Origin of the sequence: Nocardia sp. NPDC050710 (assembly GCF_040654375.1) — a bacterium.
In the GTDB taxonomy this organism is placed as follows: domain Bacteria; phylum Actinomycetota; class Actinomycetes; order Mycobacteriales; family Mycobacteriaceae; genus Nocardia.
In genome coordinates, this window is sequence record NZ_JBFAHV010000001.1 from 996,975 (window position 1) to 1,013,033 (window position 16,059).

Here is a 16,059-nt window from a genome sequence, read left to right on the forward strand (position 1 = left end):
TCGGAGCCGCCCCGCGAATCTGGCACGATGGTCCCGTGCCCATCCGCCCCCTTGCCCCGCCGCGCGCCGGGTGCACCTCCGGCAGTTCCACCGACCGGCCCGATCCCGGCGTCTCGGCCGATATCCGTCGCCCGGCCGACCGCGGGGCGCGGCGTGGTCTGGACCGGCGCACCGCATTTCGGCTCGCGGGCAGCGGCGTGGTGGGCGCCTTCGCACTCGGTGCGGCGGTGGGCTGCGCCGAGGAACCGATCTACCTGCCCGATCCGCTTGCCGCGCAAGAGGTTCTGGCGCGCGCCGACGCCGCGGCCGCGAGCGCGGCGATCGCGCTGGCGCCGCAGCGACAGTCCGCGCTGAACGCGATCGCGGCACAGCGCACCGAACACGCGGACGCGCTGCGCGCCGAGATGAATCGGGTGATCGGGGTCTACGGCGACGGAACCACCCCGGTGCACCGCACCGCCCAGGTGAACCCGCCGCGCTCCGGTTCGGCCGCCTCCCCCGCCGCCGATCCAGCGGCGCCGCCCACCGCACCACCGACCGTCGAACAGCTGCGCGACCAGCTCACCCGATCCCAGCTGTCCGCCGCCGATGTGGCCCGCACCCAGTTCGGTTACCGGGCCGGGCTGCTGGCCTCCATCAGCGCGGCCTGCGCGACCCAGGCGGGAGTATTGCTGGCATGACCGACGCCGAACGTCAGGCGCTGCTCGACGCATTGAATGCCGAGTACGCCGCGGTGTACGCCTACGGTGTGATCGCCGCCTACGCCGCTCCCGAGCGCACGCGCCTGGTCGCCCAGCACACGGCCGCGCACCGCGCCCGCCGCGATGCCACGATCGAAGCGCTGTCGGCCGCCGAGATCACCGTGCCCGCCCCGGACGCCGCCTACACCACCCCGTTCCCGGTGGACGATCCCATCCCGGCCGCCGAACTGGCCGTCACCGTGGAAAACGACACCGCCGTCGCCTGGCGCGCGGTGGTCGAGCGCGCCGAAACCGAACCCCTCCGGCGCCTCGGCATCGACGCCCTCACCGAAAGCGCACTGCGCCAAGCGACCTGGCAGACGATCCTCGGAGCGAACCCGCCGACGATCGCATTCCCCGGCCGTACCTGACCCGCGCGGCGGGGCATCCCGCCGCGCGAACCGCCTGCCATCCCCGGCGTCCTCCGCACCGAATAGCTCTTCGTTATCGCACCGCCGCCCAATGGGATTGCCGGAGGACAGAATTCATGACCCGTTCCACTCGCCGCACGTGCATTCTGCTCGTCATCGTCCTGGCCGCCGTGTCGGCGTTCCTCACCGCCGGGTCCGCATCGGGCGAGGTGCGCGACACCGAGGCGGACACCTGCGGATCGCCAACCGGCGAACCCGATTCCGCCGATCTGGTCGTCGACCTGTACCTGGTCTGACCCGCGCGGCGTCCCTGCCCCGACGCCGGGCGGGCGGCAGGACGCGAACGGCCGGTTCCGGAAGAGATCCGGGACCGGCCGTTCGGATGTGGTGAGTTACGGACGCATCTCGTAGGCGCCGTCGTAGGACGCCACCTGTGCCCACACGCGATCGAAACGCTCCCGGTCGGCGATGGGGGTGCGCAGCGCGCCGATCGCCCATTCCTGCTGAGCCGCGCTGGCCGACGGCTTGCCGTACAGCGCGGTGGCGTAGCCGTTGAAGTCGCGGACCTGGAAGTCGAAGATCTGATCCAGTACGTCGCGGTCCAGGCCGGTGATCGCGGCCTGCTCCAGCACCAACTGGCCGTAGACCACCAGGGAGAACAGGTGGCCGATGGTCAGCATGAAGTCCAGATCCTTCTGCTGGGCCTCATCCGGGGCGGCGGTCATCAACAGCGTGCGCAGCGCCTGGGCCTGCTCGTAGAAGCGGGCCACGTTCGGGACGTCGGTGTGCTTGTCGTACACCGGGGTCCAGTCTGCGAACTGCACCTTGCCCGCGCCGCGGGCCGGGCCCTGACGCCAGAAGAACTCGTCGTCGGCCGCGTCCTGGCGGGTGCCGACCTCCGGGTAGTCCTTCGGGTTGAACAGGTAGTTCGGCATGAACTTCAGGATCTGGCCGACGTTCACGTGCACGGTGCCCTCCAACCGGGGCAGCGTGTTGATCAGCCGGGCGACCTCGTTGAAGTAGGTGTTCTTCTCGAAGCCCTTGGCCGCCAGCACATCCAGCAGCAGGGTCATGACGATCTCGCCCTCGGAGGTCACCTTCGACTTCGTCATCGGGTTGAACAGCAGGTAGCGGCGATCCTCGAGGCTCGCGCTGCGGAAGTAGTCCACGGCACGGTCGCTGAACAGCTTCATCGCGACGATGCGGCTGTAGGCGTCGACGAAATTGCCACGCACATGCGGGAATCGGGTCACCGGGTTGCCGTACAGGATCCGGTTGTTGGCGTGCGTAATGGCCTCGTAGAACGAATGCTCCACCATGCCGATGCCGCCGTGGCACAGGTTGAACTTGCCGACATTGACGGTGTTCAGCGCCGCGGAGAAGGCCTCGGGGCCGGTGTGCAGGATGTCCTCGGCGCGCACCGGGTAGTTGTCGAGCCGGAAGTTGCTCACAAACATCTGGCCGTGCACCACATTGTCGATGAGCTCGTAATTCTGGTGCCTGCTGTCCGCGGCGAACCACACGTAGCCGTCGGCGCCCTCGATATCGGCGCGACGCGAGAACACCGAAACCATGCTCGCCACATTGCCGTTGCCGATGTAGTACTTCTCGCCGTTGGCGCGGAACAGGATTCCGGCCTCGGCGTCGGCGCTACCCGGTTCGGTTGGGGTGAGCACCAGGTCGGTGTTGTAGATATCGGCGCCGTGCGACTGCTCGGACAGGCCGAACGCCATCACCTGGCCGTCGGCCAGATCCGCCGCCGCCTGCTTCTTGGCCGCTTCGTTCTTGCTCTGCCAGATCGGGCCGAGGCCGAGGATGGTGACCTGTTCGGCGTACCAGTACGCCAGTCCGTAGAACCCGAAGATCTCCGACAGCGCCGCATTGCGCGCGGCGTCCCAGCGCCGGTTGGGATCGCCGTCGGCGTAGGCGGCGGGGGTCAGGAACGTCGCGAACAGCTTTTCCTTCTTGACGAAGTCCAGGAACTCCGCCACCCACAGCGCGTCCTGGTCATCGGCCAGCAACTGCGCCTTGCCCTTCGACTCGAACCACTCGATGGTGGCCTTCAGCAGCCGCCGGGTCTCCGCGTCGAACTGCTGCGGGTCATAGGTGGCCGGGTTGAACAACAATGCGTCGGTGCTTGTCATGCGGGTTAACTTACCAGCGGGTAATGGCACGTGGCGCGGGGTACACCCAATAAGTAACCAGCAAATTCAGCCTACGGAGCCGTAGGTAGAACACGATTCACCCACCCTCTCACCCGCGCCGCGGTCTGGGACCGGACACACGGTCGTTACGACTGCGCCAATCGCTCGTCGACCCACACCACAATGCCGACGCCGGACCACCGCTGCGCGTCGCCCGGGACGGACGGCGACACTCACTCGCCGGGTACCGAACCGCCGGGGGCCCGACTTCGGATATCACCCGATCTCTCGATGTGGTCGATGAAGCGACGCAGGATCGGCCATGGCACGCTGCCCTCACCGAAATGCACGTCGGCCAGCGCGGCATCCACCGGGACGAACGGCCCGTCCAGAGGGGAAGCGTCGGGTATGCGGATGTTCAAGTAGGCGACCGAGCCGATCGAGTCGGCCAACTCGATCAGCTCGTAACTCCATGCATCGTCGGGCAGGCTGTAGGACGAAATCACCTCGAACAGCCTGTTGCCGTGTCGCCATACCTCCACCATCGCAGGGTGCCGGATTCCCGCGGCCGCGACAACCGGCACCACCTGCGCATGAGAACGGCCTCCGGTTCGGGTGAACCGGAGGCCGCGTATTCGGAGCCGTCAGCGTGTCAGGCGCGAAGCTTCGCGATGACGGTTTCGACGGCGGTATCGGCCGGGATTTCCTCGGCCTCGCCGGTGAAGCGGTTGCGCAGTTCGACCTTGCCTTCGGCCCAGCCGCGACCGATGACGAGAACCCACGGCATGCCGAGGAGTTCGGCGTCCTTGAACTTCACACCCGGCGAGGCGGTGCGGTCGTCGAAGAGGACGTCGAGGCCCTGGGCATCGAGGCCCGCGACGACCTGTTCGGCGCCGGCCCGGGCGGCCTCGTCCTTGTTCGCGATGACGACGTGTACGTCGAACGGGGCGACCTCGGCCGGCCAGCGCAGGCCCTTGTCGTCGTGCTGCTGTTCGGCGATCACCGCGACCATGCGGGAGACGCCGATACCGTAGGACCCCATGATCAGGCGGACCGGCTTGCCGTTCTCACCGAGCACGTCGACCTCGAAGGCGTCGGTGTACTTGTAACCGAGCTGGAAGATATGGCCGATCTCGATACCGCGCGCGGAGACCAGGGTGCCGTGGCCGTCCGGCGAGGGGTCGCCATCGCGGATCACGGCGGCCTCGATGGTGCCGTCCGGGGTGAAGTCACGCCCGGCGACGAGGCCGACGACATGCTTGCCCTGGACGTCCGCACCGGTGATCCAGCTGGTTCCGGTACCGACGCGCGGATCGACCAGGTAACGAACACCGTTGTCCTGCAGCGCCTTCGGACCGATGTAACCCTTCACCAGGAATGGGTTGGCGGCGAAATCGGCCTCGGTGAGCAACTCCACCTCGGCGGGTTCGACCGACGCGCCGAGCCGCTTGTCGTCGACGTCGCGATCACCGGGAATGCCGATGCCGAGAATCTCGGTTTTGCCGTCCGGGTGCCGCAGCTTCACCATGACGTTCTTCAGGGTGTCGGCCGCGGTGACCGGGCGGTCGTAGACACCCGCCGCATTGGCCCAGTCGACCAGCGTCGCGATGGTCGGGGTGTCCGGGGTGTCGTGTACGACGGCCGCGGGCAGACCCTCGATCGGCAGCGGTGCGGGCGCGGGGGTGACCACGGCCTCGACATTCGCCGCGTACCCGGATTCGACGGAGCGCACGTAGGTGTCCTCACCGACCGGGCTCTCCGCCAGGAATTCCTCGGACGCGCTGCCGCCCATCGCGCCGGAAGTGGCGGCGACGATGACGTACCGGACGCCGAGACGCTCGAAGATGCGCTGGTAGGCGTCGCGGTGCGCCCGGTAGCTGTTCTCCAGGCCCGCCTCGTCCAGATCGAAGGAGTACGAGTCCTTCATGATGAACTCGCGACCACGCAGGATGCCCGCGCGCGGACGCTCCTCATCGCGGTACTTGGTCTGGATCTGGTAGAGCGTGACCGGCAGATCCTTGTACGAGTTGTATTCACCCTTCACGGTGAGCGCGAACAACTCCTCGTGGGTGGGGCCGAGCAGATAGTCGGCCTTCTTGCGGTCCTGCAACCGGAACAGACCGTCGCCGTATTCGGTCCAGCGGTTGGTGGTCTCGTACGGTTCGCGCGGCAGCAGCGCGGGCAGCGAAATCTCCTGGCCGCCCATGGCGTCCATTTCTTCCCGGACGATGTCCTCCACCCGACGCAGCACACGCAGGCCCAGCGGCAGCCACGAGTAGACACCCGGGGCGACGCGGCGCACGTATCCGGCGCGGACGAGCAGTTTGTGGCTGGGCACCTCGGCGTCGGCGGGATCGTCGCGCAGGGTTCGCAGGAACAGGCGTGAGAGGCGGGTGATCACGGGTGCTCAGCGTAGTCGCTGGCCACGGGGTGTCTGCAAGGCATTAGCCTTATCCGGCATGAGCGGGTGCTCTTACGCGGTTACGCAAGCTACCGCCTCCGAGCCCTGACCGCTCGCGCCGGTACCGTTACCGCTCGTGCTGGTCCTGCTGCCTCCCTCCGAAACCAAGTCCGACGGCGGTGCCGACGCGCCCCTGGAGCTGTCGGATCTCGCGATGCCGCAGCTCACCGCGGTGCGCGACAAACTCGTCACCGAGCTGATCCAGCTCGCCGCCGATCCGGATGCCTCGCGTACGGCGCTCGGCCTTGGTAAGGGGGCTGACGCCGAGGTCGCCCGCAATGCCGCGCTGCGCACTTCCCCCACCCGGCCCGCGCTGGAGCGCTATACCGGCGTGCTCTACGACGCGCTCGACGCGAAAGCCTTCACCAAGGTGCAGCGGGAGAAGGCGTTCGCCCGCCTCGGCATCGGATCCGCGCTGTTCGGCGCGGTCCGCGCGGGCGACCACATCCCCGCCTACCGTCTGTCCGGCGGCTCCAAACTCCCCGGCCTGCCGACCCTTTCGGCTCTCTGGCGCGACCACCTGTCCGACGCCCTGCTCGCGGAGGCCGCGGGTGAACTCGTCGTCGATCTGCGTTCCGGCACCTACCAGCAGCTCGGTCGCGTCCCCGGCGCCATCACCGCGAATGTGCTCACCGAGCACGCCGACGGCACCCGCACCGTGGTGAGCCATTTCAACAAACATCACAAGGGCCTGCTGGCCCGCGCCCTCGTCCTCACCCGAGCCGACCCGACCGATATCCGCGCCGTCGCCCGCGTCGCCACCAAAGCGGGTCTCCGCACCGAAATCGCCTCGCCCACCGAACTGCTCGTCCTCACCTGAGCCGCCGCAGGTATCGCGGCCGCTCCGCACACCGCTACCGCGCGGCGAGCTGGTCCAGTTCCCGGGCCAGGTTCGCCCGAGCGGCCGATTCGTAGCGGGCGCGGGCCGTGGGGGTGTGGAAGAGCCGGTCCTGGCCGGCGAGTCCGCGCAGGACGGCGGTGCGACCGGCACGGAACAGTTCGTCGGGCACATGCCGGTATTCGGCGCGCACGGCCGCGACGTAGGCGGCATAGCCGGGGCCATCGGCGGCCAGCACCGCGAGGTCGGCATCGCACAACACACCGCCGTTGTGGTCGTCGGGCTCCGGGTCGTGACCCGCGGTGAGTCGCACCAACCGACCCACCTCGCGCACGAGTTCCGGTGCGGCCCCGAGTGATTCGAGCACCGACTCGGCCAGCTCCGCGCTGCGCTCCTCGTTGTCGGCGCGATCGACGGCGTAGATGGCGTCGTGGAAGAAGGCCGCGTACCGCACCGCCTCGATATCGTCGGCGTCACCCGCGAGGTCGTCGATGACCGCCGACATCGCGGCCAGATGGTCCACGGTGTGGTAGCGCCGATGCTGTTGCGCGTATCGGCCGACCAGTTCGACCCCCACGGACCGCGCGGCTTCCCCGGCCAGCGCCGTCCAACGCTCGTGCAGATCCTTCTCGACGGCGGTGTACATGGCCTCAGTCTCCGCAATCTCCCCGTCGCGGACAACGGAACTCGGGTGTGATCCGCGCGGCAGATCCGGCGACCGCCGCCGCCCCCGAACACCGCGGGGAGGCCGCCCCGGTCGACAACGCGCCGCGCTATCTGCTGACCGGCGAACCCGCGCCCGCGGATCATCGACCGCGCGTCAGCGCCATGACTCTCAGCCCGGAGCCGGGTCGTCGCCGGGGTGGGTGTAGCTGTGCGCGATCAGCGCGGCACGCAGCCGCCACAAGGCGGCGGGCCCGGTCGCGTCGAGTCCGGTGAGCTGGCCGATCCGCTTGAGGCGGTGGTCGATGGTGTTCCGGTGGATGTGCAGTGCCCGGGAGGTGAGCCTGCGGTTGAGGTTATTGCTCAGATATTCGCGCAGCGTCTGCAGGAGTTCGGGATGATCGGCGAGCGGGTCGAGCAGGGCGATGAGCCGGTCGCGGCCGGGTCCGGGCCGGGTGAGCTGGTACTCGAGGGCGAGATCCTCGAAATGGTAGAGGCCCGGTCTGCCGTACAGGCGCTGCACCATATCGAGCAGTTCGTGCGCGTCGTCGGCGGCGGACGGGATCTGCTCGGGCGCCGCGGATACCGCCGCCGCGATGAGCGGAGTCGCCGCGATCAGGTCGTGCAGATCGCGGTCGGCGACGAACGGCGCGGGCACCAGGATGGTGCCGCCGAGGGAGCTCAGCAGCGCGGGCACGGGTTGTCCGGACCGTGTCGCCAGTACCGTCCGAAGATGCTGCGGTACAGCGGTTCCCGGCATACCCACCGCGCTGAGATCGTCGACCGCCACCGCGAACACGATGTAGCGGTCGGCGACCGGCATGCCGTATTCGCGGGCGATCTTCGAGGTACGACGCCCACCGAGCAGCGCGCGAGCGACCGCGTCCACCGACGACCCATCGACCAACGCCCCGGGCGGTGCGAGGTCGAGGTACGCCGTCGAGACCGTCGCGTTGACCGCGGACATCGCCGCCATGAGACGACGTATCTCGGTATGCCGCAATGTCTCCGACGCCACCTCATGGAGGTGGTCGTCCAGGTGCAGTCGGAAGCCCTCCTGCACCAGCCGCTGCACGGTGTCGATGGGGACCCCGACACCCGCCCACCGCGCCGCGGCCCGGCGGATGCGCCCCATCCCGGCAACCGGTTCCACCCCGGTATTCGACACGAGGTCGAGACAACTGGCGACGATGCCGCTGATCTCCTCGCGCAGTACATTCCCCCGCCTGCCCTGCCGCGGGATGGCCTCGAGCAGTTGTCGCACTATGCGCTCGGTGGCCCGCGCCGTCCCCGCGGGCACACCGATATGGGCGGTTGCCATGGATCGCGCTCAGAAACTGCCGCTGCCACCGATCAACCAGGGGTTGAACGTGCAGTCCAGATTCGGTTGACCGGCCGGATCCAACGCATTGAGCACGATGGATATCGCGCGCGGCGAGTACATGAAGGTCAGATGATCGGACAGATCCTGTTCACAGCCCGCCTGCAGGGTGATGTTGTGCACCGTGGCCCCGTCGCCCGCACGCAGGAACGTCCAGTCGTACGGGTTGGTGATCTCGTCCCAGCGCGACCCCACGACGGTGTACTCGACGCCCGGCACCGTATCGCCGTTCGCGTTGAGGGCCGCGTAGAACGGCGAACCCACCGCCTGCTGAATATTCGACAGACCGACGATCGGTTCGTAGAACCCGAGAATATTCACGCCGAGGTTGTTGATGGCCCGGCCCAGTGTGGCGATTCCCATCAGCGACGTGCCATGGTGGGTGGCCCCGAGGGTGACCAATTTCTCGACCTTATCGGCCCCGCCGTCGAACTTCAGGTATCGATTGGCCACCGTCCCACCCTGGGAGTGGCCGACGATATCGACCTTCTCGGATCCGGTCGCCGCGCGCACCTGGTCGACGAATTCGGCGAGCTGGCGCGAGGATTCCTCCATCGGGCCGACACCGTAGCGCCCGGGCAGGATGGACCCGATGCCGCCGCCCTCCATCAGTCCGGACCGACCGAAATTGAAGGCGAAGACACAGAATCCGGCGCGGGCCAGCCGCGGCGAGAGTGCGGAGAAGGTGTCGAAGGCGTTGAGCCAGGTACCGTGCAGCAACACCACCGGGCGCGGATGTTCGGCGCTCGGTGTGCAGTCCCAGCGATTGGCCCCCGCGGGCGCGGCATCCGGGTGTGTGAGTCCGTAGGCGAACGCGGCCAGCGCCGCCGACATTTCAGGTCCTTCGCCGACGGCGGCGGACGCGGTGCTTTTGGCCCAGCCGGAGCTGCTCCCCGAGCTGCTTCCGGTATCGACGACAGCCTTGGGCTGCCTTCCATCCGGCGCGGGCGTGAGCCCGGCGGTGATGGCGTCGGCGAGGGACTGCTGATCCGGTTCGATGGCGGGTTGGGCCGGCGCCACCCCGGAGCCGAGTCCAGGCGCGAGGGCGAGCCCCACGATCAATGCGGTGCCCGCGGCGGCGCGGCGCACTCGTTGCGTCATTGCAAACATTTCCGTACTTCCCATCAGGTCGTCTCCGCGCTCGACCGAATGCATATGGCGCAGAGCACAATCCGTTCCGAATGTGATGCACGGCATCAGGAAATCGCGGTACAGGAAATCTAAAACGCGGTGGTCACGGACGTCACTGCACCACCCGACGAAGAAAGGTCGCGCGAGCTTGTCACGGGCGACAAAGTTCTGGCAGCCGGAACCGGAACGTTGTCCCGCACCCTGTCCTCGGCCACAATCGGCCCATGCCTGTCGCAACTGCCTCGATCACCGAAGACCCGCCGCTGGTGGCCAGGCTCCTCACCCGGTGGCCGCAGATCGCCGAGCGTATGCTCGCCGCCGGTCTCGGCGCCACCCCGCCCGCGGCAGATCTGCCCGAAGGACATTTCACCGCCGAGGTGCTGCCCGCCATCTACGCGTGCGGGCGCGCCGTACTGCAAGCGATCGGCGAAGAGCGCGACTTCACCAGGGCCGAGGTCGCGACCTTCGTCGCACCCGTCGCGCACCGGCACGCCGAGGACCGATTCCCGCTGTCGATCCTCATCGAGGCGATGCACGGTTCGGCGCAAACGGTGCTGGCCGAGGCCGCGGCACTCGCGGCACCCGCCGAAATAGATGATCTGGTCGTCATCGGCTCGCGCCTGCTCGATCTGCTGATGCATATCAACATCACCGTCGTGGAGACCTACACCGAGGTCGAACAGTCCATCTACAACGCCGAACGGGAGGCCCGCCGAGAACTCTGTTCGGCGCTGCTGCGCGGTCAGCCCGCCGATGAGCAGGCCGCCCGCGCCGATACCCCGCTGACCGAGCGCTATACGGTGCTCGGCATCCACATCCGGCCCGACGATCAGCCCAACCCGGTGGCCGACCTGCTGGCCCGGCGGCGCATCCGAATTCTGCACCGCACCCTCGACGCGCTCACCAATGGCACCGCCCTTGTCAACTTCGACGGCTCCGCCGGAATCGCCCTGCTGCCGGTGCATTCCGATGCCGAACCCGACTCGGCTCGCCACGCCGCCTTGGCCGCGGATCTCGCCGACCAATTCGGCGCGCCCACCTATCTCGCCGAATGTCGCGCGGTCCCGCGCGCCGAACTTCCCGACGCCGCAGAAGAAGTCGCCGAACTCGCCACCCTCGCCCGCCTCCTCGGTCGCCCCATCGGCGTCTACCGCCTCGACGACCTACTCCTGGAATACCAACTCACCCGGCCGGGTTCGGCCCGCGACCGTCTGGCCAAGCGCATCACCCCGCTATTGCGCAACCCCCACCTCCTGGAAGCCCTCGAAGCCCATCTACGCTACGGTTCCGACCGCAAAACCGCCGCGGCCCGCCTCCACGTCCACCCCAATACCTTCACCTACCGCCTGCGCCGTGTCGCCGAACTCACCGGCATAGACCCGACCGAACCGAATAATTCCCGCCTGCTCGCGGCATCGCTGACCATCCACCGCCTGTACCCGCCCACGGATCCGAAGGACGGCGACGAGCACCGCTGAGCCCACCGCATTCGCACCCGCGCAGTGGTTTTCGCCGGTCAGAGCTGGTCCGCGTGCGCGGTCAGATCCCGGATGAGCAGGGCGGTGTGCAGTGAGGTGCGCGACTCGCCGTCGTCCAGATCCACATCCAGAATTCGCTCGATGCGGGCCAAACGGTCGTAGAGCGTCGGACGGCTGATATTCAGCCGCCGCGCGAGCTCGGTCTTATTGCCCGCCAGATCCAGGAATTGCCGCAATGTTCCGGCCAGATCCCCCGCGTGCCGAATGTCGTAGCGCAGCAACGCACTCAGCTCGGTCTCGGCGAAACCCTGTACCCCGGGTTCGTCGCGGATCAGCGACAGCAGCCCGCGCAGCCGCACATCGGCGCTGCGGTAGAACGGCCGTGACGTCGAACTGTCCAGCGAGAGTGCCACTTCCGCGATATGCGCGGCATGCGCCAACTCCCGCGCGGTATCGAGCAGCGAATCGGATTCGGCGCCCGCGCCGATGACCGCCCGGCGCACCCCGTCGACGCGGCGTACCTCGGCCAGCATCGCGGTGCAGACCGTGCGCAGATTCGCCTCCAGATCCGCGGTGCGCGCCACCGCCAGGATCAGCCCCACCCGATCGCCGTGCTCGGCGCCACTCAGCGCGGTGGCTCTGGTCAGCCCGAGGGCGTGGGTCACCGCTTCGAGCACGCCCGCACTGCGCCGCTGCCTGGCCACCGGATCCGATTCGGCGAGGGCCGCGACGTCGATCGCCAGCGGCACGTAGCGGGCACGACGCGCCAGACCCAGTGCCGCGGCTCTGGCCTGCGCATCGCGCTCGTCGAGCACCCGGCCGTTGACCATATCGTCGATCAGCCCGGTCTGCGCCTGGCGATGCAGTCCGAAGCGGTCCTTTTCGATCATCCGGTGCAGTGTGAGCGTCTGCGCGGCGCGTTCCAGGACCATCCGCGCGCGCGGAGTCGGGACCCGATCCGAACGCAGGATCAGCCTGCCCCAGCGTTGATGGTGGGGGCCGACCGCGACCACGTCCCAGCCGTCGGGCAGCAGTCGCGAGGTGGTCTCCCAGTTCTCCAGGATGGCCGAGGCGGTGGTGTGCCGCGCGGTCGATGCGAGCACCCGGCGCGAGAGGTCTTCGAGCACCACCGAGGCGTCCAACATGCCCGCGGCGGTTTTCACGATCTCGGCCAGCGCGGCGCGGCGCACGCTCAATTCGGTGAAGGTCTCGTGCACCGTCCGCGCGAACTCGAGCTCGGCGTACTGATCGGCCACGATCACCCGGTGCACCGCCTCGGTGATCTCGACGAATCGGGTCACCCGATGCAGCGCGATCACCGGCAGCCCGAGAGCGTCGGCGGTGCGTGCCACCACCGGCCCCAACTCGGGAACGAAACTGCCCAGCTCCACCACGACCCCCGCCACCCCGGCCGCGGCGAGCGAGGTCAGATAGTCGACCGTCGCGGCGTCACCGCGGGTCAGCGCCTGCCCGGTGGTCAGGATGAGCTCGCCGCCGACCAGCAGTTCGGCCACATCGGGGATATCGCTGACATGCACCCAGCGCACCGGACGGTCCAGCGCACCCCCGCCGACGACAACCGGCCGACCCGCGCGGACCACCGGCATCGCCAGCACATCGGCAACCGAGAGCAACACCGACGAATCGTAATACGAAATCCGGAATCGCGTACATATCGTCGGGCGCTCGGGGACCATGAATGCGCAACAGTAGAGACACGACCACGCTCGGCACTCGCGGTCGCGACGAACAACAGCGTTCGCCCGACCACACCCGACCCCGTCGTCCCTCGCGGCCACCGGACCCGGTGACACCGGCCTCCGCCGCCGCACCGGTTCCGGTTTCCATCGGGATGACGCGAGGCGCGTCCGGACCCGGATCCCGGCACCGCACCGACCGAATCGAGGAGATATGCAGACCATCGCGCACTGGCTGGACGGCAAGCCCTTCGCGGGTACGAGCGAGGCGATCGCACCGGTGACGAATCCGGCGACCGGTGTGGTCACCGGACGCGTCGCGCTGGCGAATGTGGCCGACGCGCAGGCGGTGATCGACTCCGCTGTCACGGCCTTCCCCGCGTGGCGCGACACCTCGCTGGCCCGGCGCACCCAGATCCTATTCCGCTTCCGCGAACTGTTGAACGAACGCAAGGAGGAACTCGCCGCGCTGATCACCGCCGAGCACGGCAAGGTCGCCTCCGATGCCTCGGGTGAGGTGACCCGCGGGCTGGAGGTCGTCGAATTCGCCTGCGGCGTCCCCCATCTGATCAAGGGCGGCTACACCGAGAACGCGTCCACCAAGGTCGATATCTTCTCCATCCGTCAGCCGCTCGGCCCGGTCGCGATCATCTCGCCGTTCAACTTCCCGGCGATGGTGCCGATGTGGTTCTTCCCCGTGGCGATCGCCGCGGGCAATACCGTGGTGCTCAAGCCGAGCGAAAAGGATCCCTCCCCCTCGCTGTGGCTGGCCGAGCTCTGGCACGAAGCCGGTTTGCCCGCAGGTGTTTTCAACGTGCTGCAGGGCGATAAGACCGCCGTGGACGAACTGCTCGACAACCCCGCGATCAAGGCGGTGTCGTTCGTCGGTTCCACGCCGATCGCGCGCTACGTCTATCAGCGCGGCACCGGGAACGGCAAGCGGGTACAGGCCCTCGGCGGCGCCAAGAACCACATGGTGGTGCTCCCGGACGCCGACCTGGATCTGGCCGCCGACGCCGCGGTGAACGCCGGTTTCGGATCCGCGGGCGAGCGGTGCATGGCGATCAGCGTGGTGCTGGCGGTCGGTCCGGTCGGTGACGAGCTGGTCGCGAAGATCACCGAGCGCGCCGCGACCATCAAGACCGGCGACGGCACCCGCGGCACCGATATGGGGCCGCTGGTCACCCGCGATCACCGCGATAGGGTCGCCGCGTATATCGATGCGGGCGCATCCGCCGGGGCCACGGTGGTACTGGACGGTCGTGGCGTCGAACCCGATGGCGATGCCGACGGATTCTGGCTGGGTCCAACGATTCTCGACCATGTCGGTACCGAGATGAGTGTCTACACCGACGAAATCTTCGGCCCGGTGCTGTCGGTGGTCCGGGTGGACAGCTATGACGACGCCCTCGCGGTGATCAACGCCAACCCGTACGGCAACGGCACCGCCATCTTCACCAATGACGGTGGCGCCGCCCGGCGTTTCCACAACGAGGTGGAGGTCGGCATGGTCGGCATCAATGTGCCGATCCCGGTCCCCATGGCCTACTACAGCTTCGGCGGATGGAAGAACTCGCTGTTCGGCGATTCCCATGCGCACGGCGCCGATGGGGTGCAGTTCTTCACCCGCGGCAAGGCCGTCACCACCCGCTGGCTCGATCCCAGCCACGGCGGACTGGAGCTCGGCTTCCCCCGGAACGAATGAAAGACAGCCCGTAGCACAGCGCGTGACGCGCCCGATCACCCAGTGACGCAGGAGCTTTGCACCAATGACCCTTCCGAACGGACTGACCGCCGAGGACGCGCGGCGGGCCGCGTCGCGCGCCTACGAACTCGACCGCCGCCACGTCTTCCACTCCTGGTCCGCCCAGGCCCGGATCGATCCGATGACCATCACCGCTGCGCAGGGCTGTTACGTCTGGGACGGCGACGGCAACCGGCTGCTCGACTTCTCCTCCCAGCTGGTGAACACCAATATCGGCCACCAGCACCCGAAAGTCGTTGCCGCGGTGCGGGAACAGGCGGCCAAGCTGTGCACGGTCGCCCCTCAGTACGTCAACGATGCCCGCTCCGAGGCGGCCCGGCTGATCGCCGAACGGACCCCGGGCGAGCTGAACAAGATCTTCTTCACCAATGGCGGGGCCGAGGCCGTGGAGCACGCGGTGCGGATGGCGCGGCTGCACACCGGCCGCCACAAAGTGCTCGCGCGCTACCGCTCCTACCACGGGGGCACCGAGACCGCGATCAACCTCACCGGAGATCCCCGGCGCTGGCCCAACGATCACGGCAACAGCGGTGTCGTGCACTTCTTCGGGCCGTTCCGGTACCGCTCACAGTTCTACGCGAGCGATGACACCGAGGAATCCGCACGGGCTTTGGCGCATCTCGAGCAGACGATCGCCTTCGAGGGGCCGGGTACCATCGCCGCGATCGTGCTCGAATCCGTACCGGGTACCGCGGGAATCATGGTTCCGCCACCGGGCTATCTGGCGGGCGTGCGGGAAATCTGCGACAAGTACGGCATCGTCTTCATCGCCGATGAGGTGATGTCGGGCTTCGGTCGTACCGGAAAATGGTTCGCCATCGACCATTTCGAGGGCGTGACGCCGGATCTGCTGACCTTCGCCAAAGGAGTCAACTCCGGGTACGTGCCGCTCGGTGGTGTCGCGATCAGCCCGGCGATCGCCGCTTCCTTCGACGACCGCCCATATCCCGGCGGTCTCACCTACTCGGGCCACCCGCTTGCCACCGCCGCTGCGGTCGCCACCCTCACCGCCATGCGCGACGAGGGCATTGTCGAGAACGCCGCTGATATCGGCGCGCGGGTGCTCGGCCCCGGCCTGCATGAACTCGCCGAACGACATCCCAGCATCGGTGAGGTGCGCGGCACGGGTGTGTTCTGGGCGCTGGAACTGGTCCGCGACCGCACCACCCGCGAACCATTGGCTCCCTACGGTGACACCAGCCCAGCCATGACCGAGGTGGTCGCCGCGTGCCGGGCGGCGGGACTGCTGCTCTTCGTGAACTTCAACCGCCTGCACGTCGTCCCGCCCTGCATCATCAACGAGGCCGAGGCCAAGGAGGGTGTGGCCATCCTGGACCAGGCCCTGACGGTCGCGGACCGCTATACGGTCTGATCGGATGTCGGCGCGGCG

General features: G+C 68.1%; 14 protein-coding genes. 7 read left to right on the forward strand and 7 right to left on the reverse strand.

Annotation, left to right across the window (positions count from 1 at the left end; all coding sequences use genetic code 11):
* Positions 1–35: 35 nt before the first annotated feature.
* From AB0H61_RS04675 to AB0H61_RS04685, 3 genes are all read left to right on the forward strand, one after another.
* Complete coding sequence (locus AB0H61_RS04675; RefSeq protein ID WP_357299151.1) at positions 36–680, forward strand: hypothetical protein; 645 nt, start codon at positions 36–38, stop codon at positions 678–680.
* A complete protein-coding gene (locus AB0H61_RS04680) occupies positions 677–1,111 on the forward strand; it encodes a ferritin-like domain-containing protein (protein WP_357299153.1) in 435 nt (144 codons plus the stop codon). The genes AB0H61_RS04675 and AB0H61_RS04680 overlap by 4 nt, the downstream gene beginning before the upstream one ends.
* 116 nt (positions 1,112–1,227) lie before the next feature.
* A complete protein-coding gene (locus AB0H61_RS04685; RefSeq protein WP_357299157.1) occupies positions 1,228–1,407 on the forward strand; it encodes a hypothetical protein in 180 nt (59 codons plus the stop codon).
* A gap of 96 nt (positions 1,408–1,503) precedes the next feature.
* Here the strand turns inward: AB0H61_RS04685 and AB0H61_RS04690 are convergent, their stop codons facing one another.
* The 3 genes from AB0H61_RS04690 to AB0H61_RS04700 all read right to left on the reverse strand — a co-directional run bounded on the left by AB0H61_RS04690 (position 1,504) and on the right by AB0H61_RS04700 (position 5,656).
* On the reverse strand, positions 1,504–3,255 hold the full coding sequence (locus AB0H61_RS04690; protein ID WP_357299160.1) for an acyl-CoA dehydrogenase family protein: 1,752 nt from the start codon (positions 3,253–3,255) through the stop codon (positions 1,504–1,506).
* A 233-nt stretch (positions 3,256–3,488) separates the two neighbouring features.
* Entirely contained in the window at positions 3,489–3,842 is a 354-nt protein-coding gene (locus tag AB0H61_RS04695) for a hypothetical protein (protein WP_357299163.1), read from the reverse strand.
* Between the two features lie 65 nt (positions 3,843–3,907).
* Complete coding sequence (locus tag AB0H61_RS04700; protein WP_357299166.1) at positions 3,908–5,656, reverse strand: proline--tRNA ligase; 1,749 nt, start codon at positions 5,654–5,656, stop codon at positions 3,908–3,910.
* Between the two features lie 136 nt (positions 5,657–5,792).
* Between AB0H61_RS04700 and yaaA the strand changes: the two genes are divergently transcribed.
* Complete coding sequence (gene yaaA / locus AB0H61_RS04705; RefSeq protein ID WP_357299168.1) at positions 5,793–6,536, forward strand: peroxide stress protein YaaA; 744 nt, start codon at positions 5,793–5,795, stop codon at positions 6,534–6,536.
* A gap of 34 nt (positions 6,537–6,570) precedes the next feature.
* On the opposite strand, the gene AB0H61_RS04710 is transcribed toward yaaA, so the two are convergent.
* The 3 genes from AB0H61_RS04710 to AB0H61_RS04720 form a co-directional block, all read right to left on the reverse strand.
* On the reverse strand, positions 6,571–7,200 hold the full coding sequence (locus tag AB0H61_RS04710; protein WP_357299171.1) for a metal-dependent phosphohydrolase: 630 nt from the start codon (positions 7,198–7,200) through the stop codon (positions 6,571–6,573).
* A gap of 189 nt (positions 7,201–7,389) precedes the next feature.
* Positions 7,390–8,538 carry a helix-turn-helix domain-containing protein gene (locus AB0H61_RS04715; RefSeq protein ID WP_357299173.1) on the reverse strand — a complete coding sequence of 383 codons (1,149 nt, stop codon included), beginning with the start codon at positions 8,536–8,538 and terminating at the stop codon, positions 7,390–7,392.
* Positions 8,539–8,547: 9 nt separating this feature from the next.
* Complete coding sequence (locus AB0H61_RS04720; RefSeq protein ID WP_357299175.1) at positions 8,548–9,699, reverse strand: alpha/beta fold hydrolase; 1,152 nt, start codon at positions 9,697–9,699, stop codon at positions 8,548–8,550.
* A 254-nt stretch (positions 9,700–9,953) separates the two neighbouring features.
* Here AB0H61_RS04720 and AB0H61_RS04725 point away from each other — a divergent pair, with 254 nt between their 5' ends.
* Entirely contained in the window at positions 9,954–11,207 is a 1,254-nt protein-coding gene (locus tag AB0H61_RS04725) for a helix-turn-helix domain-containing protein (protein WP_357299178.1), read from the forward strand.
* A 38-nt stretch (positions 11,208–11,245) separates the two neighbouring features.
* On the opposite strand, the gene AB0H61_RS04730 is transcribed toward AB0H61_RS04725, so the two are convergent.
* Entirely contained in the window at positions 11,246–12,844 is a 1,599-nt protein-coding gene (locus AB0H61_RS04730) for a PucR family transcriptional regulator (RefSeq protein ID WP_357299180.1), read from the reverse strand.
* Between the two features lie 274 nt (positions 12,845–13,118).
* Between AB0H61_RS04730 and AB0H61_RS04735 the strand changes: the two genes are divergently transcribed.
* Positions 13,119–14,609 (forward strand): CoA-acylating methylmalonate-semialdehyde dehydrogenase, encoded by a 1,491-nt coding sequence (locus AB0H61_RS04735; RefSeq protein WP_357299183.1) that lies wholly within the window; start codon positions 13,119–13,121, stop codon positions 14,607–14,609.
* Positions 14,610–14,673: 64 nt separating this feature from the next.
* Complete coding sequence (locus AB0H61_RS04740; protein WP_357299184.1) at positions 14,674–16,041, forward strand: aspartate aminotransferase family protein; 1,368 nt, start codon at positions 14,674–14,676, stop codon at positions 16,039–16,041.
* The last annotated feature ends 18 nt before the right edge of the window (positions 16,042–16,059 follow it).